At 61.5% G+C, this 19,907-nt stretch carries 18 protein-coding genes; 17 read left to right on the forward strand and 1 reads right to left on the reverse strand.

Annotated elements, in window-relative coordinates:
• The first annotated feature begins 3 nt into the window (after positions 1 to 3).
• Positions 4 to 429: an Lrp/AsnC family transcriptional regulator gene (locus ACP7AD_RS14845; protein ID WP_426148521.1), complete on the forward strand. Its 426-nt coding sequence runs from the start codon at positions 4 to 6 to the stop codon at positions 427 to 429.
• Positions 430 to 441: 12 nt separating this feature from the next.
• The gene (gene holA, locus ACP7AD_RS14850; RefSeq protein ID WP_426148522.1) at positions 442 to 1,554 is read left to right on the forward strand and encodes a DNA polymerase III subunit delta; all 1,113 of its coding nucleotides are present in this window, start codon (positions 442 to 444) and stop codon (positions 1,552 to 1,554) included.
• Positions 1,555 to 1,814: 260 nt separating this feature from the next.
• Here the strand turns inward: holA and ACP7AD_RS14855 are convergent, their stop codons facing one another.
• Entirely contained in the window at positions 1,815 to 2,165 is a 351-nt protein-coding gene (locus tag ACP7AD_RS14855) for a phage integrase N-terminal SAM-like domain-containing protein (RefSeq protein WP_426166192.1), read from the reverse strand.
• A 5-nt stretch (positions 2,166 to 2,170) separates the two neighbouring features.
• On the opposite strand from ACP7AD_RS14855, the gene ACP7AD_RS14860 reads away from it, so the two are divergent.
• From ACP7AD_RS14860 to ACP7AD_RS14930, 15 genes are all read left to right on the forward strand, one after another.
• The gene (locus tag ACP7AD_RS14860; protein WP_426148524.1) at positions 2,171 to 2,956 is read left to right on the forward strand and encodes a hypothetical protein; all 786 of its coding nucleotides are present in this window, start codon (positions 2,171 to 2,173) and stop codon (positions 2,954 to 2,956) included.
• A gap of 124 nt (positions 2,957 to 3,080) precedes the next feature.
• Complete coding sequence (locus ACP7AD_RS14865) at positions 3,081 to 3,383, forward strand: type II toxin-antitoxin system RelE/ParE family toxin (protein ID WP_426148525.1); 303 nt, start codon at positions 3,081 to 3,083, stop codon at positions 3,381 to 3,383.
• Complete coding sequence (locus ACP7AD_RS14870; RefSeq protein WP_426148526.1) at positions 3,380 to 3,679, forward strand: addiction module antidote protein; 300 nt, start codon at positions 3,380 to 3,382, stop codon at positions 3,677 to 3,679. Before ACP7AD_RS14865 ends, ACP7AD_RS14870 begins: the two co-directional genes overlap by 4 nt.
• A gap of 126 nt (positions 3,680 to 3,805) precedes the next feature.
• On the forward strand, positions 3,806 to 4,165 hold the full coding sequence (locus tag ACP7AD_RS14875; protein ID WP_426148527.1) for a BrnA antitoxin family protein: 360 nt from the start codon (positions 3,806 to 3,808) through the stop codon (positions 4,163 to 4,165).
• A gap of 57 nt (positions 4,166 to 4,222) precedes the next feature.
• Entirely contained in the window at positions 4,223 to 4,699 is a 477-nt protein-coding gene (locus ACP7AD_RS14880; RefSeq protein WP_426148528.1) for a DUF4188 domain-containing protein, read from the forward strand.
• Between the two features lie 525 nt (positions 4,700 to 5,224).
• Positions 5,225 to 7,201, forward strand: coding sequence for a type IV pili methyl-accepting chemotaxis transducer N-terminal domain-containing protein (locus ACP7AD_RS14885; RefSeq protein ID WP_426148529.1), 1,977 nt, complete (start codon positions 5,225 to 5,227; stop codon positions 7,199 to 7,201).
• 123 nt (positions 7,202 to 7,324) lie between these two features.
• Positions 7,325 to 8,029, forward strand: a complete 705-nt coding sequence (locus tag ACP7AD_RS14890; protein WP_426148530.1) for a response regulator — start codon at positions 7,325 to 7,327, stop codon at positions 8,027 to 8,029.
• Positions 8,030 to 8,191: 162 nt separating this feature from the next.
• Entirely contained in the window at positions 8,192 to 9,454 is a 1,263-nt protein-coding gene (locus ACP7AD_RS14895; RefSeq protein ID WP_426148531.1) for an MFS transporter, read from the forward strand.
• Positions 9,455 to 9,568: 114 nt separating this feature from the next.
• Positions 9,569 to 11,197 (forward strand): MFS transporter, encoded by a 1,629-nt coding sequence (locus ACP7AD_RS14900; RefSeq protein WP_426148532.1) that lies wholly within the window; start codon positions 9,569 to 9,571, stop codon positions 11,195 to 11,197.
• Positions 11,198 to 11,256: 59 nt separating this feature from the next.
• A complete protein-coding gene (locus ACP7AD_RS14905) occupies positions 11,257 to 15,075 on the forward strand; it encodes a nitrate reductase subunit alpha (RefSeq protein ID WP_426148533.1) in 3,819 nt (1,272 codons plus the stop codon).
• On the forward strand, positions 15,072 to 16,604 hold the full coding sequence (gene narH, locus ACP7AD_RS14910) for a nitrate reductase subunit beta (protein WP_426148534.1): 1,533 nt from the start codon (positions 15,072 to 15,074) through the stop codon (positions 16,602 to 16,604). Before ACP7AD_RS14905 ends, narH begins: the two co-directional genes overlap by 4 nt.
• A gap of 5 nt (positions 16,605 to 16,609) precedes the next feature.
• On the forward strand, positions 16,610 to 17,305 hold the full coding sequence (narJ, locus tag ACP7AD_RS14915) for a nitrate reductase molybdenum cofactor assembly chaperone (protein ID WP_426148535.1): 696 nt from the start codon (positions 16,610 to 16,612) through the stop codon (positions 17,303 to 17,305).
• Positions 17,302 to 18,102 (forward strand): respiratory nitrate reductase subunit gamma, encoded by an 801-nt coding sequence (gene narI, locus ACP7AD_RS14920; RefSeq protein ID WP_426148536.1) that lies wholly within the window; start codon positions 17,302 to 17,304, stop codon positions 18,100 to 18,102. Before narJ ends, narI begins: the two co-directional genes overlap by 4 nt.
• Positions 18,099 to 18,953 (forward strand): peptidylprolyl isomerase, encoded by an 855-nt coding sequence (locus ACP7AD_RS14925; RefSeq protein WP_426148537.1) that lies wholly within the window; start codon positions 18,099 to 18,101, stop codon positions 18,951 to 18,953. Before narI ends, ACP7AD_RS14925 begins: the two co-directional genes overlap by 4 nt.
• Positions 18,950 to 19,642: a carbonic anhydrase gene (locus tag ACP7AD_RS14930; protein WP_426148538.1), complete on the forward strand. Its 693-nt coding sequence runs from the start codon at positions 18,950 to 18,952 to the stop codon at positions 19,640 to 19,642. Before ACP7AD_RS14925 ends, ACP7AD_RS14930 begins: the two co-directional genes overlap by 4 nt.
• Positions 19,643 to 19,907 lie beyond the last annotated feature (265 nt).

Raw genomic sequence — 19,907 nt, forward strand, 5'->3', positions numbered from 1 at the left:
AAAATGGATGAAACCGACCACCAGCTCATAGCCCTTTTGCGCCAGGATGCGCGCCTTTCCGTGGCGACGCTGGCCAGCCGGCTGGGGGTTTCACGCGGCACGGTCACCAACCGGCTTCGCAAGCTCGAAGACGACAGCGTCATCGTCGGCTACACCGCGCGCCTGCGGCCCGATGTGCAGCGCAATGAAATCAAGGCCTGGATGAGCATTGCGGTCGAAGGCAACCAGACGCGGACCGTGATCGCCAGCCTGCTCGGCGAGCCGGGCGTGGCCACGCTGCATGACACCAACGGCCGCTGGGACCTGCTGGCCGAACTCCGCGCCGAAAATCTGCAGGCGTTGGCCAAGGTGCTGGAGCGCATCCGCCTGCTCAAGGGCATCAGCAACACCGAAACCAGTATTCATCTAGAGACTTACCGACTCTCCTAGAATTGCTCCACTATGCAACTGGCTCCTGCCCAACTGTCCGAACACCTCAAGCGCGGCTTGAGGAGCCTCTACACCCTGCATGGCGACGAACCGCTGCTGCTGCAGGAGTTTGCCGATGCGCTGCGCGCCGCGGCGCGCCAGCAAGGCCACACCGAGCGCACCGTGCATACCGTGGCAGGCGCGCATTTCGACTGGAGCGAGGTGCTGGCCAGCGGTGGCTCGCTGAGCCTGTTTGCCGACAAACAGATCGTTGAAGTCCGCATTCCCAGCGGCAAGCCGGGCAAGGACGGCTCGGCGGCGCTGCAGCAACTGGCCGAACGCGCCCAGGGCGACGACTCCACGCTGACGCTGGTGATGCTGCCCCGGCTGGACGGCATGACCACCAAGGGCGCCTGGTTTGGCGCGTTAGAGAGCTTTGGCGTGACCGTCAAGTTCGACCCGATCGACCGCCGCATGCTGCCGCAGTGGATCGCCCAGCGCCTGCAGCAGCAGGGCCAGCGCGTGGCTGGCGGCGAGGAAGGCCAGCGCACGCTGCAGTTCTTTGCCGACCGGGTCGAGGGCAACCTGCTGGCCGCGCATCAGGAAATCCAGAAGCTCGCGCTGCTCTACCCGGTCACCGGCGATGGCGTTTTGAGCTTTGAGCAGGTGGAAAACGCCGTGCTCAATGTGGCGCGCTACGACGTGTTCAAGCTGTCCGAGGCCGTGCTCGGCGGCCAGGCGATTCGTGCCGCCCGAATGATTGACGGCCTGCAATCCGAAGGCGAGTCCGAAGTGCTGGTGCACTGGGCCCTTAGCGAGGACATCCGCAGCATGAAGCGGGTCAAGGACGCGATTCAGGCCGGCCGGCCCATGCCGATGGCGCTGCGCGAAAACCGGGTCTGGGGCGCCAAGGAAAAACTCTATGAACGCGTGCTGCCCGGCATGAGCGATGCCGCATTGGCAAAACTGCTCGATGCCGCGCAAAAGGTCGATGGCATCGTCAAGGGCCTGAAGCAGCCCGACTGGCCGGCCAGCGGCTGGCAGGCGCTGCACCGGCTGGCGGGCATGGTGTGCGAGCAGTGCGCGGCGCCGTCGCGGGCCGGGGCTTCGGCGGCTGTCCGCGCGGGGCCGGGCGGCAGAGGCTAGAGCGGGGCGGGGCTGCGTGCTGGCCGGAAAGCGCTGCCGCAGCGGTTCAGTTCCGGGCTGAACGAACGCTCTGTTATTGATAGCTGCCTGCGCAGGTATTCATTGCGCGAGCGGCCGATTAGGCAATGAAAGAGCGGTTGCCCGGCGCTTCATGGAATGGCAACGCGGCTGCGCAACACCCAGGATTCCAGTCATTTGAGCCGCTAGCGCAATGAATGCCTGCGCAGGCAGCTATCAAATCAGGAGTAATCGTCAACGCATCATGTCAGGTAAGCCTTGACCTGCGGCGCGCCCATCTTGCGGGGATGCTTCATGGTGCCGTGGCGGTCACGCCAGCGAACGAAAAACCGCAACCAGTACAGGTAAACCTTCTCGGTGGCGAGGCTACAGTGCAAGCAGCCAATCCGCTCCCGTACCTGGTCAAGCAAACGGATCGATTGCAAAGGCGGGCTGCGGGGTTTCATGGTTGTATTGACAGCCGTATGAAATCCCAGACTATTTACAAAAAACCCAATAAGCAAGTCAGTTTCAGGAGGTTTCCATGTCCAGAATACATTGCAGTTGCCGATATATACCGCAGAGCTTGCGGTTGACATTACGTTAGGAATCATCACTCATGTTGCGTCGCGCACTTCTCACTCTGTTCCTGGTCACCCTCATCCCAAAGATTTCGCACGCCTACGATCCATCGAGCCTGGTTGCCTCCTCCAAGGGCACATTGCCGCTTATCCTGACCGTCCCCCACGATGGGGGCGAATTCTTGGGCTTACTACCAGTTCGAACCAAGGGCGCCCTGGTTCGCGATGCTGGCACCAGAGAGCTCGCTGAAAACGTTGCATCTCTCCTTGAAAAACGTCTGGGCAAGCGGCCGTACATTGTCATTGCCAAGTTCAGTCGCAAGTTCCTAGACGCGAACCGCGCAGAGCAAGACGCCATGGAGTCGCAGGACGCGCTGCCAGCGTATCGGGCTTACCACGACCAAGTTCGTGCCTTTACATCCGAAGTCAAGTTGCAATTCCCCGCCGGGTCGCTTCTTGTGGACGTACACGGTCAGTCAGATGATCCGAACACGACGTTCCGTGGCACACGGGGAGGATTGACGGCAAAGGTTCTGCTCGCTCGCTTTGGTCAGTCGGCACTTCAGGGCGAAAAGAGCATCACCGGCGTTTTGGCAACAAAAGGCTACCAAGTCAATCCAGCGGTAGGAGCCGAAACGTTGCGTGAAGACCCGCGATTCGCTGGCGGCCATATGGTCTTTGCCTACGGCAGCCAGCACTCCGAAGGAATTGACGCCATTCAACTTGAATTTGGAAAGAATCACAGAGCGAATCCACGTTTGGCCGAAGATCTCACCGAAGCTTTGATCGTCTTCATGAGCCAGTACGAGCTTCTGCCCAAATGATTTCTAACCCTTCCATCGAGCGGACACGCTCCGGCCTGCGGCCTTCGCGGACCGCTCATGTCAAACGTTATGCCGCGCTGAAAACGCATGTTGACTGCGTGTATCCGATTGAATACAGTCGCTCATGTTTACCGTTCGTCAAACAGAAAAATTCGTCGCCTGGCTTGACGATCTTAAGGACAAGAAGGCGCAGATTCGAATCGCTGCTCGCCTTCGGCAAGTGGAGGGAGGCAGTTTTGGTGACTGGCAGCCAATTGAAGGCGAAGTTTCCGAAATGCGTGTTCACTATGGGCCCGGTTATCGGTTGTACTTCGTTCGTCGTGGCCGGGTGATCGTGGTTTTACTCAACGCAGGCGATAAGTCAACTCAGAAGCGAGATATTCGTCGCGCAGTTAAGCTTGCCTCAGAACTCGGAGATGATCTATGACTAAAGCCCTCGCCCCAATGAAGCTTATCGAGTTCGATGCCGCACGATATTTGAACGACGATGAGGCCATTGCTGAGTACATGACCGCTGTGCTTGAAGCAAACGATCCTGATCTCCTTCTCTTGGCCCTTAGTGATGTGGCTCGCGCTAAAGGCATGGCGCAAGTCGCAAAGGATGCAGGCCTCGGTAGAGAAAGCCTTTACAAAGCGCTTGCTCCCGGCGCGAAACCTCGCTTCGAGACAGTTATGAAAGTTGCGCGCGCGCTTGGGGTCAAGTTCACCGCCCAACCCGTGTAGACCAATGCTGCAAAGGCGCGGCCTAATCATTCGCTCAACCAGACATTTTGCGGCCTGCGGCAGTGATGGTTTACACCGAGCGCTCGAAAGCGCCTCACGTGATGTCGCTGCGAAAGGCAGAAAAACATGAAGCTCGCTACGACCACCAAGTTGCCAAAGAAAACCTCGGCTAAGGTTAACGACCCGGACAATCCAGCGTGGACCCAAGACATGCTGGGCGCGCCGGTTCTTAAGCGCGGGCGAGGGCCGCAGGCCAACCCCACGAAAGCAGAATACGATCTCTTCAAACTGAAGTCCCGCAAGAACCCCTATTCATCCAGACTGAAAAAGCCCGTCACGATGCGGCTGTCAGAAGATGTGGTCGAGTATTTCAAGGCCATGGCCGATGAGCCGGGTGTTCCCTACCAGAGCCTGATTAAGCTCTACCTGCGCGACTGTCTGGCCAATAGCCGCAAAGTGCAAATCCAATGGCCCGAAACTGCTTGACCTGACAAGCACCACTCAGCCTGTAGCTCAGTTATTTTTTGCGTCAAAGCCCACAACATGCTCATCCGTGAACGCGTCACCGCCGAATTGCCTGGGGAGTTTGTCGTGTTTCTCATCGGCATGCGCATCAACCGTCCCTTGCGGGTTCATCAATGGCTGCCGGTGGCAGCTGCGATGCCGCGCATGATCAAGGAGTTGACGCGCCAGCCTGAACTCGGCTTGCTGCATGCCGAAAACTGGTTTTCGCGCACGCTGCTCATGGTTCAGTATTGGCGCTCGATGGAGCAGCTCCTGGCCTACGCCACGAACCGTGAAGCAGAGCATCTGCCGGCGTGGAAAGCGTTCAATCAAGCGGTGGGCACAAATGGCGCTGTCGGCATCTGGCATGAAACCTACGGCATTTCGCCAGGCCGCTTCGAGTCGGTCTACGTCAACATGCCGCCCTTCGGGCTGGGCAAGGCGGGTTCAGTGGTGCCTGCTTCGGGGCGCAAGACCTCCGCAAGAGGTCGCCTGGGGGAGAAAGAAAGCGGCTGAGCGTTAACTCCTGCAATGAACGTTGTCCCTCATAAAACCTGGCCAGGCATGCGTTCTGCTGACACTTGGCCTTGCCGCAATGCCCGGGATTTCGCATGTCAGGGCCAACCAATCCGTGAAGGCGCACCGCGATGGGCAACCTTATGTACAAGCAGGCCAAGCAGGCCGGTGTCCACGGCCCTGATCGAGCACGCGCCCTGCAGCGCGCTGGTGGTCATCACGCATTGAATGCGCATGGCAACTGCCCGAATGGTGGGCTGAAATGCTCTGATTTTGATAGCTGTCTGCGCATGCTATTCATGCGCTGTAGCCTTGAAAGGCATGAATTGTCAGTCTGCAGTTTTTTTAAGGCGCCCGCCCGGTCATAATTTGTTCAAGCCCAGGGCTTGCCTGCGTGCAATCCCGATGCCATTTCCGCCACCGCTCATCCAGGATGGCGGTTTACTTCAAGTGAACAGTGCGCCCTGCCGTCGCGGGCGCCTTGTTCTGCCAGCCCCTTGCCGGCCGGGGCCAGGAACCAGCCGAATGCTGCACACCGCCTCTCTTTCGAAAAAGCTGCTGCGCATCGGCGCCAGCCTGCTGCTGCTTGCCCTGGCCTCCATCGGGCTGACCTTGTGGGTGACCTGGCAGCTTGAAGGCGGCGCGGCGGCCGTGAACGAAGCCGGGCGCATGCGCATGCAGACCTGGCGCCTGACCAGCGCCGTGCATGCCGGAATGCCCCCCGCTGATCTGCAGCGCCTGGTCGGCAAGTTTGAAGAGAGTCTGTCGGTATTGCGCAGCGGCGATGCGTCCCGGCCGCTGTTCGTTCCCTGGGATGACCAGGTGCGCAAGCAATTTGCCGTGGTCGAGTCGCTGTGGCAGGTGCAGCGCCAGCACTGGCTGGCCGTGCCGGCCCTTCCGGTGGATGCTTCGCTGCAGACGGCTGGCAATTTTGTCGAGGCCATTGACCAGTTTGTGATGGCGATTGAGCGGCACCTGGCGCGGTTGACCGCGATTCTGAACCTGTTTCAGTTCGCCATGATGGCGCTGGCCATCGCCGGAGCGGTAGTCATGCTTTACACCGGCTACCTGTATGTGATCAGTCCCTTGAGCCGGCTGCGCCAGGGCCTGGGCAAGGTCGAGTCCGGCGAGTTCGCGACCCGCATCGAGGTCGACACCGAAGACGAGTTCGGCCAGGTGGCGGCCGGCTTCAACCGCATGGCCGGCACCCTGGAGTCGATGTACCACGGGCTTGAGTCCCAGGTCGAGGCCAAGACCCGGCACATCGAGGCGCAGCACGTGCGGCTGGAGGCGCTTTATGAAGTCAGCGCTTTTCTGGCCCAGGCCAGCAGCATTGAGGAACTGGCGCGCGGCTTTGCCCAGCGTGTGCGCACCCTGATGAAGGCCGACGCCGGCGCTGTCCGCTGGTCGGACGACGCCAGCCAGCGCTACCTGATGCTGGCCTCCGACTGCTTTCCACAGGACATGCTTGAAGAAGAGCGTACCTTGCTGGCCGGCGCCTGTGCCTGCGGCAACCTGCAAACCGAATCCCGGACGCGCGTGATCCCGATCCTGAACCACGATGAAATCCCGGTTCGGCGCTGCGCCAAGGCAGGCTATCAAAGCGTGGTCAGCGTGCCCATCCGGCTGCACCAGCGCCTGCTGGGCGAATTCAACCTGTTCTTTCGCAGCGCCGTCACGCTGAACGCCGAAGAAACCGAACTGCTTGACGCGCTGGCCAGCCACCTGGCGAGCGCGCTGGAAAGCCTGCGCGCCGCCGCGCTGGCCAGAGAAGCGGCGGTGGCCGAGGAGCGCGCGATGCTGGCCCGTGAATTGCATGACTCGATTGCCCAGTCGCTGGTGTTCCTGAAAATCCAGGTGCAGCTGCTGCGCGGCGCATCGCAGAAAGGACAGGTTGAGCAGATGAACCAGGCGCTCGATGAACTCGACACCGGATTGCGCGAGAGCATCGGCGACGTGCGCGAACTGCTGGTGCATTTCCGCACCCGCACGAACACCGACGACATCGTGCAGGCGCTGCAGGAAACGCTGCAAAAGTTCCAGCACCAGACCGGCCTGCCCACCCACTTGAGTGTTCAGGGCGACGGCCTGCCGCTGCCGCCCGATGTGCAGGTGCAGGTGTTGCATGTGATGCAGGAGGCGCTGTCCAACGTGCGCAAGCATGCCCGCGCCACCAGCGTCGAGATGGCGGTGGTAAAGGGCGCGCAGTGGCGCTTCATGGTGCGCGACGACGGCATCGGTTTTGACACCCGCCACGGCAACGGCCCTTCGCATGTGGGCCTGAAGATCATGCGCGAGCGCGCCAGCGGCATTGGCGCCGAGGTGGCGTTTGAGTCGGGACCGGGAAAGGGAACCCTGACCACCCTGACGCTGCCGGCGCATCCGGTGGCGAACGGCAGCCGGACAATGCTGGAAATTCCTGAAATGCCGGAAATGGCGCCGGAGCCTGCTGCCGGGCGCTTGCCGGCACTTCAGGCCCGTCAAGCATCGATTCAAGGATAAAAAAACAATGAATAATGCCTTTTGCACAATATCCAAGGGCGGGAGTAGCTATAAAAAAAGTAGCTGTTCATGTGCCCTTGCAACCCGGTCGGAAACGCAGGAAATCTGCTTGAGAGCCGGCGAATGAAGACAGTCCGGCTGCTGGTGGTCGATGACCACAACCTGTTTCGCCGGGGCCTGGTGGCGCTGCTGTCGCAGGATGCGCGTTTTGAGGTGACCAGCCAGGCGGGCGACATGGGCGAGGCGCTGCGCTGCCTGGAACGCGATCGGCCAGACCTGATTTTGCTGGACAACCACCTGCCGGGCGTGTTGGGAATCGATGGCATTGCTTCGCTCAAGCAGACCGCGCCTGGCGTGCGCATCCTGATGCTGACCGTGAGCGAGAACGAAAACGACCTGGCCGCCGCCTTGCAGGCCGGCGCGGATGGCTATCTGCTTAAAACCGTCGAGCTGGACCATTTGTCTGAATTCATCCTCAAGGCGCTGGCCGGCGAATCGGTCGTCAGCCCGGAGATGATGACCAAGCTGGTGACCGCATTTCGCGGCCTGCCGTCGGTGCCGCCCACCGAGGCCGCGCTGCTGCCCGAAACGCTGGCCGAGGCGGCGCCCGAATTGACGCCGGTGCGCGAGAACGGCGATTCGCTGTCCGCACGCGAGCGCGAGGTGCTGGCCCTGATTGCGCTGGGCGACAGCAACAAGCTGATTGCCCGCAAGCTCGACATTGCGGAAACCACGGTGAAAATTCACGTCCAGCACATTTTCCGCAAACTGCAGTTCACGTCGCGCGTGCAGGCGGCTGTGTACGCCGCCAGCCGCGAACAGGGTTGACCTGGATCAAGCTTCCCTCCGATTGAAAGGGGAGTAGTCCTTCAGAACGATGGCGGCCAGGGCCGACATCGTTCGTTTGGCGCCGCCGTCACGTCCTTCAGACGGATGGTGATGAAGTGCGAAAAACGCGACAGTCATGCCATGTCCCCTGGAGAGAAAAACATGGCCTCTGAGCTGAGCAATTCAAGAAGAGCGTGGTCGGTGCTGATCGTCAGCACGCTGGCGTTCACCGTCTGTTTCATGGTGTGGATGATGTTCGGCGTCATCGGCATCCCGATCAAGAAGATGCTGGGCCTGAACGCCACCGAGTTCGGCCTGCTGATGGCCACGCCGGTGCTGACGGGTTCGCTGGTCCGCGTGCCGCTGGGCATCTGGACCGACAAGTACGGCGGCCGCATCGTCATGGCCGTGCTGATGGCCATCACCGTGCCGGCGATCTGGATGATGAGCTACGCCACGCAATACTGGCATTTCCTCACCATCGGCCTGTTCGTCGGCCTGGCGGGCGGCTCGTTCTCGGTCGGCACGCCTTACGTGGCGCGCTGGTTTCCCAAGAGCCGGCAGGGCACGGCGATGGGCGTGTACGGCGCGGGCAACTCGGGCGCTGCCGTCAACAAGTTTGTCGCGCCGGTGATCCTGGTGGCCTTTGGCTGGGCCATGGTGCCGCAGGCCTATGCGGTCATCATGCTCGTCACGCTGGTGCTGTTCTGGATGTTCAGCTACAGCGACCCCAAGCACCTGGTGCCCAGCAATGTCAGCTTCAAGGATCAGCTCAAGGCGCTGAAAGATCCGAAAGTGCTCAAGTACTGCCAGTACTACAGCATCGTGTTCGGCGGCTATGTGGCGCTGTCGCTGTGGATGGTGCAGTACTACATCGGCGAATACGGCCTGGACATCCGCACGGCGGCGCTGCTGGCGGCCTGTTTTTCATTGCCTGGCGGTGTTTTACGTGCTGTAGGCGGCGTGTTGTCCGACAAATATGGCGCGCACAGCGTGACATGGTGGGTGATGTGGGTGAGCTGGATCTGCCTGTTCCTGCTGTCCTATCCGCAGATGGATTTCACGCTGCTGACCGTCAACGGCCCCTCAACCTTTCACTTGGGACTGAACGTGTACGCCTTTACCGGATTGATGGCCATCTTGGGCGTGGCCTTTGCTTTTGGCAAGGCCAGCGTCTTCAAGTACATCAGCGACGACTATTCGCACAACATCGGCGCCATCAGCGGAATCGTCGGCCTGGCCGGCGGGCTGGGCGGCTTTGTGCTGCCCATCCTGTTCGGCGCGCTGATGGACATTACCGGCGTTCGCTCCAGCGCCTTCATGCTGATGTACGGCGTGGTCTGGGTCTCGCTAATCTGGATGTACTGGACCGAAGTGCGCCGCACCGAAGTCATGGGCCGCAACGCGGCCGGCGCGCAGGCTTGAAATGCGGAGCGACACACTCTTGTGTCAGTAGTTACCCTAAGTTGGCTGCCGCACAGACGATTACACACATTTTTCCTAGGGTCGCTAGGTAACCAGTTGATCTAAAAAACCATCATGAATACAAAAAACAGTTCCAGCGCCGACGTCACCGACTGGCGTCCCGAAGACGAAACCTTCTGGGAAAACACCGGCAAGCGTATCGCCTACCGTAACCTCTGGATTTCGATTCCGGCATTGCTGTGCGGTTTCGCCGTCTGGGGCATGTGGGGCATCATCACCGTGCAGATGATGAACCTGGGCTACCCGTTCAGCCAGGCCGAGCTGTTCACGCTCACCGCCATTGCCGGCCTGGCTGGGGCCACGATGCGCATCCCGGCGTCCTTCCTGATTCGCCTGTCAGGCGGGCGCAACACCATTTTCCTCACCACTTCGATGTTGTTGGCCCCGGCCATCGGCACCGGCATCGTATTGCAGCACCCTGAATGGCCGCTGTGGTCGTTTCAACTCATGGCCTTGTGGTCGGGCGTGGGCGGTGGCAACTTTGCCAGTTCCATGTCCAACATCAGCAGCTTCTTTCCCAAGCGCCTACAGGGAACGGGACTGGGGCTGAATGCTGGCCTGGGCAACTTCGGTGTGACCACGATGCAGATCGTGATTCCACTGGTGATGACGGTGAATATCTTCGGCAGCTTCGGCGGCGAACCGATGACGCTGCTCAAGGAAAGCGGCTGGATTTTTGGCGCCATTCCCCCGGGCACGCCCACCTGGATCCAGAACGCGGGCTTTGCGTGGGTGCTGTCGCTGGTGCCGCTGTCGATCCTGTGCTGGTTTGGCATGAACAATCTCAAAACCGTCTCGCCAGCCATTGGCGGAACGATTCCGGCCTTTCTCAAGATCATCTGGCTCTACACCCTGTCGTTCATTCCCGCTGGCGTCGGCCTGTACCTGTATCTGCCCAAGCCGTCGGGTCTGGGCGTGCTCAACATGTGGCTGGCGATGCCGCTGATCATCGTCAGCACCCTGATGGTGCTCAAGCTCACGGCCTTCGGCCCGATGAAGGAAAACGTCGCCAAGCAGTTTGCCATCTTTAGCAACAAGCACACCTGGTCGCTGACCATTCTCTACATCGTCACCTTCGGCTCCTTCATCGGCTTTTCGATGGCGCTGCCGCTGGCGATGAAGGTGATTTTCGGCGTGAGCCATGTTCCGAACGCGGCCGGTGTGATGCAGCACACGCTGAACAACCCGAACGCGCCGGCGGTGCTGGCCTATGCCTGGATCGGTCCCTTTGTGGGTGCTGCAATCCGGCCTGTGGGCGGCTGGATCGCCGACAAGGTTGGCGGCTCCATCGTCACGCAGGCCATCTCCGCCGTCATGGTCGTTGCCTCGGTGGCAGTGGGATACGTGATGCTGCTGGCCTACAACTCGCCCACGCCCGAGCAGTATTTCCTCGCCTTCATGCTGCTGTTCGTGGTGTTGTTTGCCGCCAGCGGTATCGGCAATGGCTCGACCTTTCGAACCATCGGCGTGATTTTCGACCGCCAGCAGGCCGGCCCGGTGTTGGGCTGGACATCGGCCATCGCCGCCTACGGCGCCTTCATCGCCCCGGTGGTGATCGGCGCCCAAATCAAGGCCGGAACGCCGCAAAACGCGATGTACGGCTTTGCGATTTTTTACGCCCTGTGCCTGGTGCTGAACTGGTGGTTCTACCTGCGCGCTGGCGCCGAGATCAAGAACCCCTGAAGCCAACCATCCAGCCAGACCGTTTTTTTTAAAGAATTCCTGACTTACCGGAGACCTCAATGAGTCATTTTCTAGACCGCCTCAGCCACTTTTCCAACCCCCGGGAATCATTTTCGGGCGACCACGGCGTCACCACGGCCGAAGACCGCACCTGGGAAGACGCCTACCGCAACCGCTGGGCGCATGACAAAGTGGTGCGCAGCACCCATGGCGTGAACTGCACCGGCTCATGCTCGTGGAAGATCTACGTCAAGGGCGGCATCGTGACCTGGGAAACCCAGCAGACCGACTACCCGCGCACACGGTGGGACATGCCCAACCACGAGCCGCGTGGTTGCTCGCGCGGTGCCAGCTACAGCTGGTATTTGTACAGCGCGAACCGCGTCAAGTACCCGATGATCCGCGCCAGATTGCTCAAGCACTGGCGCGAGGCGCGCCTCACGCTGCCGCCGGTCGAGGCCTGGGCCGCCGTGGTGCAGGACGACGCCAAGCGCCGTGACTACCAGAGCGTGCGCGGCCTGGGCGGCATGGTGCGCTCGACCTGGGACGAGGTCAACGAGCTGATCGCCGCGTCCAATATCTACACCATCAAGCAGCACGGCGCCGACCGCATCATCGGCTTTTCGCCGATTCCGGCGATGTCGATGGTCAGCTATGCCTCGGGTTCACGCTATCTGTCGCTGATCGGCGGCGTGTGCATGAGCTTTTACGACTGGTACTGCGATTTGCCTCCGTCCAGCCCGCAGGTGTGGGGCGAGCAGACCGACGTGCCCGAGTCGGCCGACTGGTACAACTCCAGCTTCATCATCGCGTGGGGCTCGAACGTGCCGCAGACCCGCACGCCGGACGCCCACTTCTTCACCGAAGTGCGCTACAAGGGTTGCAAGACGGTCGCCATCACGCCTGATTATTCTGAAGTCGCCAAGCTGTCCGACCTGTGGCTGCACCCCAAGCAGGGCACCGACGCCGCCGTCGCCATGGCGATGGGCCATGTGATTTTGAAAGACTTTTACTTCGGCGGCAACGGCAAGCCGCGCTCGGCTTATTTCGACGACTACGCGCGCCGCTACACCGACCTGCCGATGCTGGTCATGCTCAAGTCCCACACGCTGGAGAACGGCGACACCTGCCTGGTGCCCGACCGCTATGTGCGCGCCTCCGACTTTGCCGACCAGCTGGGCCAGGACAACAACCCTGACTGGAAGACCGTCGCATTCGATGCGCAAGGCCAGGTCGTCACGCCGCAGGGCGCGATTGGTTTCCGCTGGGGACCGGACGGCCGCGCCGACATGGGCCAGTGGAACCTGGAAGCCAAGGAAGCGCGCGACGGCAACGACGTGAGCCTCAGGCTGTCGGCGCTGGAAGGCGACGAAGCCGGCCACGACAGCGCCCGCGTCGGTTTCCCGTATTTCGGCGGCATCCACCACGAGCATTTTCCGAACAACGAGCAGGGCGACGTGCTGGTGCGGACGGTGCCGGTTTCCCGTATTGCGGTCGGCAAGGACGGCGAAAGCCGCGAAGTGCTGGTCGCTTCCGTGTTTGACCTGCAGGCCGCCCAGTACGGCATTCCGCGCGGACTGCCGGGTGAATTGGCCGCTGCAGACTTTGACGACAACACGCCCTACACACCGGCCTGGCAGGAGCAGATCACCGGCGTGCCGCGTGCCCAGATCATCACCGTCGCGCGCCAGTTTGCCGAGAACGCCGAGAAGACCGAAGGCCGCTCGATGGTCATCATCGGCGCTGGCATGAACCACTGGTACCACAGCGACATGAACTACCGCAGCGTCATCAACATGCTGATGATGTGCGGCTGCATCGGCAAAAGTGGCGGCGGCTGGGCGCACTACGTGGGCCAGGAAAAACTGCGCCCCCAGACCGGCTGGACGCCACTAGCCTTTGCGCTCGACTGGATTCGCCCGCCAAGGCAGATGAATTCGACCAGCTTTTTCTACGCTCACACGAATCAGTGGCGCTATGAAAAGCTCGGCGTCGATGAGGTGCTGTCGCCGCTGGCCGACAAGAAGCAATACGGCGGCAGCATGATCGATTACAACGTGCGCGCCGAGCGCATGGGCTGGCTACCGTCGTCGCCGGAACTGCAGACCAATCCGAGACAGGTCGTGAAAGACGCACAAGCCGCAGGGCTGGACGCCAAAGACTACGTGGTCAAGTCGCTGAAAGACGGCTCGCTCAAGATGAGCTGCGAAGACCCGGACCATCCGGCCAACTGGCCGCGCAACATGTTTGTCTGGCGCTCCAACATCATCGGCTCGTCGGGCAAGGGCCATGAGTATTTTCTCAAGCACCTGCTGGGCACCAGCAACGGCGTGCAGGGCAAGGATTTGGGTGCCGAGGAAGGTAAGCCCGAGGAAGTCGTCTGGCACGACAAGGCGCCTGAAGGCAAGCTGGACCTGCTGGTCACGCTCGACTTTCGCATGAGCACGACCTGCCTGTATTCGGACATCGTGCTGCCAACGGCCACCTGGTACGAAAAGAACGACCTGAACACCAGCGACATGCACCCCTTCATCCATCCGCTGTCCACCGCCGTGGACCCGGTGTGGCAGGCCAAGAGCGACTGGGAAATCTACAAGGGCTTTGCGAAGAAATTCAGCGAACTGTGCGACGGCCACCTGGGTGTCGAGAAGGAAATTGTCCTGACCCCGGTGATGCACGACACGCCGGGCGAACTGGCCCAGCCTTTCGAGGTCAAGGACTGGAAGCGCGGCGAGTGCGAACTGATCCCCGGCAAGACCGCGCCGCAAATTCATGTGGTCGAGCGCGACTATCCGAACGTGTACAAGCGCTTCACCGCCGTTGGCCCGCTCTTGACAAAAATCGGCAATGGCGGCAAGGGCATTTCGTGGAACACCGACATCGAGGTCACGCAACTCGGCCAGTTGAACGGTCTGGTGACCGAGCCCGGCGTGACGCAAGGCATGCCGCGCATCAACAGCGACATCGACGCCTGCGAAATGATCCTGCAGCTGGCGCCTGAAACCAACGGCCATGTCGCGGTCAAAGCGTGGAATGCGCTGTCCAAGCAGACGGGACGTGAACACGCGCACCTGGCGATCCATCGCGAGGACGAAAAGATCCGTTTCCGCGATATTCAGGCGCAGCCGCGCAAGATCATCAGCTCGCCGACCTGGAGCGGCATCGAGTCAGAGACCGTGTCGTACAACGCCGGCTACACCAACGTGCATGAATACATCCCGTGGCGCACCCTGACCGGTCGCCAGCAGTTCTACCAGGACCATCCGTGGATGCTGGCCTTCGGCGAAGGCCTGGCCAGCTACCGGCCGCCGGTGAATTTGAAGGCGACGGCCGGTGTGCACGGCATTCGCTCCAACGGCAATGCCGAGATATTGCTGAACTTCATCACGCCGCACCAGAAATGGGGCATTCACTCGACCTACACCGACAACCTGCTGATGCTCACCCTGAGCCGGGGCGGCCCGATCATCTGGCTGAGCGAAGACGATGCCAAGCTGATCGGCGTGGAGGACAACGACTGGATCGAGGCCTATAACGTCAACGGCGCGATTTCGGCGCGCGCGGTGGTCAGCCAGCGCGTCAAGCCCGGCATGGTGATGATGTACCACGCGCAGGAAAAGATCGTCAACACGCCCGGCTCGGAAATCACCGGCCAGCGCGGCGGCATCCACAACTCGGTGACGCGCATTGTGCTCAAGCCGACGCACATGATCGGCGGCTATGCCCAGTTGAGCTACGGCTTCAACTATTACGGAACCATCGGCACGAACCGCGACGAATTCGTCGTGGTGCGCAAGATGGACAAGGTCGACTGGCTTGACACGCCACGGGAAGATGAACGCGCCTTCGCGGTGCAACAACTGGGAGAATCCGCATGAAGGTACGAGCTCAAATCGGCATGGTGCTAAACCTGGACAAGTGCATTGGCTGCCACACCTGTTCGGTCACCTGCAAGAACGTCTGGACCAGCCGTCCAGGCATGGAATACGCCTGGTTCAACAACGTCGAGACCAAGCCCGGCATTGGCTACCCCAAGGAATGGGAAAACCAGGACAAGTGGAACGGCGGCTGGATTCGCAACGCCAACGGCTCCATTGAGCCGCGCCAGGGCGGCAAGTGGAAAATGCTGATGCGCCTGTTTGCCAACCCGAATATGCCCCAGATTGACGACTATTACGAGCCGTACACCTTCGACTATGACCATTTGCAGTCAGCGCCCGAGATGAAGGCCACGCCAACGGCCCGCCCGCGCAGCCTGATCACCGGCAAGCGCATGGAAAAGATCGAATGGGGTCCGAACTGGGAGGAAATCCTGGGCGGCGAGTTTTCCAAGCGCAGCAAGGACGCCAATCTGGACAGTTTCGACCAGGTGCAAAAAGACATGGTCGGCCAGTTCGAGAACACCTTCATGATGTATCTGCCGCGCCTGTGCGAGCACTGCCTGAACCCGTCCTGCGTGGCGTCGTGCCCATCGGGCTCGATCTACAAGCGGGAAGAAGACGGTATCGTGCTGATCGACCAGGACAAGTGCCGGGGCTGGCGCATGTGCGTCTCGGGCTGTCCGTACAAGAAAATTTATTACAACTGGAAAAGCGGCAAGGCCGAGAAATGCACCTTCTGCTATCCGCGCATCGAGGCCGGCCAGCCGACCGTGTGCAGCGAAACCTGCGTCGGCCGCATCCGCTACCTCGGCGTTATCTTGTATGACGCCGACCGCATCCAGGAAGCGGCCAGCGTGGAAAACGACAAGGACCTGTACCAGGCCCAGCTCGACATCTTTCTCGACCCTAACGATCCGGCGGTGATTGCGCAGGCGCGCCTCGACGGCATTCCCGAAGCCTGGCTCGAAGGCGCGCGCCGCAGCCCGGTGTACAAGATGGCCGTTGAGTGGAAGGTCGCCCTGCCGCTGCACCCCGAGTACCGCACGCTGCCCATGGTCTGGTATGTGCCGCCGCTGTCGCCCATCACCTCGGCCGCCAACGCCGGCCAGATCGGCATCAACGGCGAGTTGCCCGACATTGCCCAGATGCGCATTCCGGTGCAGTACCTGGCCAACCTGCTGACGGCGGGCGACACCGCGCCGGTGATCCGTTCGCTGCAGCGCATGATGGCGATGCGTTCCTACCAGCGCAGCAAGCATGTGGACAACGAGCAGAACCTGGCCGTGCTGGCGCAGGCCGGCCTGACGGTGGCCGAGGTCGAGGAGATGTACCACATCATGGCGATTGCCAACTACGAAGACCGCTTCGTGATCCCGACCAGCCACCGCGAGTACGCCGAAAACGCTTTTGACATGCGCGGCGGCTGCGGTTTTACCTTCGGCAATGGCTGCTCCGACGGCGCCAGCGATGTCAGCATCTTCGGCGGCAGCAAGAAACGCACGATTCCCATCAAGGTAGAGGTCTGAAAACCATGGCACTGTTCAACACCCTTCCCAAGGCGACCAAAAGCCTGCGCGTGCTGGCCCGCCTGCTGGGCTACCCGGACGCCGAACTGCGCGGCCACCTGGCCGATATGCGTGGCGCGTTGCATGAAGAAAAAGCCTTGGCGCCCCAGCGCCTGGCCGAACTCGATGCGCTGATCGACACGCTGGCGCGCAAGCCAGCGCTGGAAGCCGAGGCCGATTACGTCGAGCTGTTCGACCGGGGCCGCGCCACGTCGCTGCACCTGTTCGAGCATGTGCATGGCGACTCGCGCGACCGGGGCCCGGCCATGATCGACCTGGCGCAGACCTACGAAAAGGCCGGCATGTACCTGGGCGAAGGCGAAATGCCCGACTTCCTGCCGGTCGTGCTCGAATTCACCTCGACCCAGCCGCCGCGCGAAGCGCGCGAATTCCTGGCCGAAATGGCGCACATCTTCAACGCCATCTTTGCCGCGCTGCAGCAGCGCGCCAGCCCTTACGCCTCGGTGCTGGGCGCCCTGCTGGAACTGGCTGGCGAGAAAGCCTCGCCCGTCGAGATCGCTGCCGAAGAGCCGATCGACGCCGTCTGGCAGGAGCCGGTCGTATTCGACGGCTGCTCGTCCAAGGGCCAGTCCAAACCCGACCAGCCCCAACCCATTCACATCGTCCGCAAGCCACGTCCCTCTCAAGGAGCACAAGCATGACCTCCTCACTGCACGGTTTTCTCTTCGGGGTCTATCCCTACATCTGCCTGACGGTGTTCCTGCTGGGCAGCCTGATCCGCTTCGACCGCGACCAGTACACTTGGAAAAGCGACTCGTCGCAGCTGCTGCGCACCGGCCTGCTGCGCTGGGGCAGCAACCTGTTCCATTTCGGCATCATTTTCCTGTTCTTCGGTCATCTGGTCGGCTTGCTGACACCGCATGCGGTGTACGGCGTTTTCATGGACGCCCCGACGAAACAGCGCATGGCGATCTACGCGGGCGGCGTGGCGGGCTTCATCTGCTTCATCGGCCTGTCGATGCTGATCTACCGCCGCATGTTCGACGAACGCATCCGCTACACCAGCCACAAGACCGACCTGGCGATCTTGCTGATCCTGTGGGTGCAGCTGTCGGTCGGCCTGATCACCCTGCCGCTTTCGTACGGCCATGCCGATGGCAGCGTGATGCTGATTCTGGCCGACTGGGCGCAGCGCATCATCACCTTGCGTGAGGTGAACACTGCGGCGCTGGTGGTGTTGCCCTGGCCCTACCTGTTCCACATGGTGTTTGGCATGACGATCTTTTTGCTGTTTCCGTTCAGCCGCCTGGTTCATGTGTGGAGCGGCTTTGCCTCGGTCGGCTACCTGTTCCGGCCTTACCAAGTGGTGCGCAGCCGCCGCCTGGATGTCGGCGCCACCACCCGCACGGCACCGCGTCCACAGCAGCCTGTGCAAGCCACCAAGGCTGCCGGCCAGGCTTCCGTCACTTCGGTGAAGCCAGAAAGCAAATTCTCATGAGTACGCCTACTTCCACCGTGACCGGCTGCGGCAGCAGCAGTTGCCAGTGCGCCAGTCCAGACCTGTCCAGCCAGGCGGCGCTGCCGACCGCCGCTGTCAACGGCATTGAATTGCACCCGCCCGGCCAGCGCCCGGACATCAGCTTGCTGCGCGAACTGGCCTACACCGAACTGCTGCGCCAGCAGGCCGTGACGAAGGGCCTGTTGCCGCGCCACACCGGCTTGGTCACGCCTGAACTGGGCGAGGCCGAGCGCAAAGTCATTGAGGCCATGGTCGATGCTGAGGTCCAAAGCCCGCAGCCCAACGAAGACGAATGCCAGCGCTACTACGAGGCGAATGCGTCGCAGTTCATGGTCGGCCAGGCGCTGCATGTGCGGCACATTTTGTTTGCCGTCACACCGGGCGTGAATGTGCATGCACTGACGATCCATGCCGAAAAGGCCCTGCTGGAACTGACGCGCAAGGACGCCTTGCCCGGGCGCTTTGCCCAGCTGGCGGCAGAACTCTCGAACTGCCCGACCAGCGAGCAGGGCGGCGACTTGGGCTGGATCGGCCCGGACGACTGCGCGCCCGAACTGGCCAACGAGCTGTTCCACCAGAAGCATTCGCAGTGGGGCATGGGCGTGCATCCGCGCCTGATCCACACGCGCTTCGGCTTTCACATCATCGAGGTGCTTGAGCGCCGCGCCGGCAAGCAGCCGGCTTACGCCGAAGTGCGCGAGCGCATTGCCGCCCTGCTGGCGATGCAGTCGCGCGCCCGGGCCTTGCACCAGTACATGAGCCTGCTGGTCGGCGAGGCGCTGGTCGAGGGCATTGACCTTGAAGGGGCGGATTCGCCGCTGGTGCAATGACCGAAAACGCCGCAGCCAATGACGAGCTGCTGCTGCGCCTGCGGCGTTTCAAGTCCGACTATTTTCCGCTGCACCAGCAGCGATTTCAGGACCTGGTGTCGCAAGGGCAGCATCCCAAGACGCTGTTCATCGGCTGCTCGGACTCGCGGCTGGTGCCTTATCTGCTGACCGGCACCGGCCCCGGCGAGCTGTTCATCGTGCGCAACGTGGGCGCCTTCATTCCGCCCTACGACGGCTCGCACGGCCTGCACGGCACCACGGCAGCGATCGAGTACGCGGTGCTCAGCCTAGAGGTCGAGCGCATCGTTGTCTGTGGTCACAGCCAGTGCGGCGGCATCCGGGCGGCGTACGAAGGCGTGCCGGAGGAAGCCGTGGCCTTGAAAGCCTGGCTCCGGCTGGTCCAGGAAGCCGTGTTGCCAGTGCAACCCAGCCCCGAGGCGCTGCGCCGCACCGAACAGCGCTCGGTCGTGTTGCAGCTCGAACGCCTGCTCGACTATCCGATGGTCCGGCGCGCGGTGGAAGCCGGAACGCTGACCCTGCACGGCTGGCATTACGTCATCGAGGAGGGTGAAATCCACATCTTCGACGCCCAGCGGGGCGACTTTGTGCCGGCGTCGCTGGCCTCGAACTGCGGCACCGGGCCTTACCAGCCGTATGTGGAGCATGACGGGCAGGTCATATCCAGCTGAGCGGGTTCCGCCCGGAAAAGACAGCATTCCAGGATTGCTATATATTTAATAGCTATAGCTGTAGGCGGGGTAAGCGCAATAGCCATATTTTCTCTTAAACAGCGGTACCGATCTATGGTTGCGCTACATCAGCAATGTGCGTGAGTCCGCTGGCCTGTATGGTCCTTGCGACAGCCCATCGGTAAAAAAGGTCTATTCTTACCTTTTGCGCAGCAACCGCTTTTTACGGCGGCAAGGCCTGCGCCAGAACCTGGTTGCCACAGCC

The organism is Polaromonas sp. DSP2-3-2b2, assembly GCF_049895905.1.
In the GTDB taxonomy this organism is placed as follows: domain Bacteria; phylum Pseudomonadota; class Gammaproteobacteria; order Burkholderiales; family Burkholderiaceae_C; genus Polaromonas.

Coding starts and splice junctions, on each gene's coding strand:
- ACP7AD_RS14880 (WP_426148528.1), top strand. CDS start 4,223: ATGCTCATCCGTGAACGCGTCACCGCCGAATTGCCTGGGGAGTTTGTC.
- ACP7AD_RS14875 (WP_426148527.1), top strand. CDS start 3,806: ATGAAGCTCGCTACGACCACCAAGTTGCCAAAGAAAACCTCGGCTAAG.
- narI (WP_426148536.1), top strand. CDS start 17,302: ATGACCTCCTCACTGCACGGTTTTCTCTTCGGGGTCTATCCCTACATC.
- ACP7AD_RS14855 (WP_426166192.1), bottom strand. CDS start 2,165: ATGATTCCTAACGTAATGTCAACCGCAAGCTCTGCGGTATATATCGGC.
- ACP7AD_RS14895 (WP_426148531.1), top strand. CDS start 8,192: ATGGCCTCTGAGCTGAGCAATTCAAGAAGAGCGTGGTCGGTGCTGATC.
- ACP7AD_RS14905 (WP_426148533.1), top strand. CDS start 11,257: ATGAGTCATTTTCTAGACCGCCTCAGCCACTTTTCCAACCCCCGGGAA.
- ACP7AD_RS14930 (WP_426148538.1), top strand. CDS start 18,950: ATGACCGAAAACGCCGCAGCCAATGACGAGCTGCTGCTGCGCCTGCGG.
- ACP7AD_RS14890 (WP_426148530.1), top strand. CDS start 7,325: ATGAAGACAGTCCGGCTGCTGGTGGTCGATGACCACAACCTGTTTCGC.
- holA (WP_426148522.1), top strand. CDS start 442: ATGCAACTGGCTCCTGCCCAACTGTCCGAACACCTCAAGCGCGGCTTG.
- ACP7AD_RS14865 (WP_426148525.1), top strand. CDS start 3,081: ATGTTTACCGTTCGTCAAACAGAAAAATTCGTCGCCTGGCTTGACGAT.
- ACP7AD_RS14900 (WP_426148532.1), top strand. CDS start 9,569: ATGAATACAAAAAACAGTTCCAGCGCCGACGTCACCGACTGGCGTCCC.
- ACP7AD_RS14845 (WP_426148521.1), top strand. CDS start 4: ATGGATGAAACCGACCACCAGCTCATAGCCCTTTTGCGCCAGGATGCG.
- ACP7AD_RS14870 (WP_426148526.1), top strand. CDS start 3,380: ATGACTAAAGCCCTCGCCCCAATGAAGCTTATCGAGTTCGATGCCGCA.
- ACP7AD_RS14885 (WP_426148529.1), top strand. CDS start 5,225: ATGCTGCACACCGCCTCTCTTTCGAAAAAGCTGCTGCGCATCGGCGCC.
- narH (WP_426148534.1), top strand. CDS start 15,072: ATGAAGGTACGAGCTCAAATCGGCATGGTGCTAAACCTGGACAAGTGC.
- narJ (WP_426148535.1), top strand. CDS start 16,610: ATGGCACTGTTCAACACCCTTCCCAAGGCGACCAAAAGCCTGCGCGTG.
- ACP7AD_RS14860 (WP_426148524.1), top strand. CDS start 2,171: ATGTTGCGTCGCGCACTTCTCACTCTGTTCCTGGTCACCCTCATCCCA.
- ACP7AD_RS14925 (WP_426148537.1), top strand. CDS start 18,099: ATGAGTACGCCTACTTCCACCGTGACCGGCTGCGGCAGCAGCAGTTGC.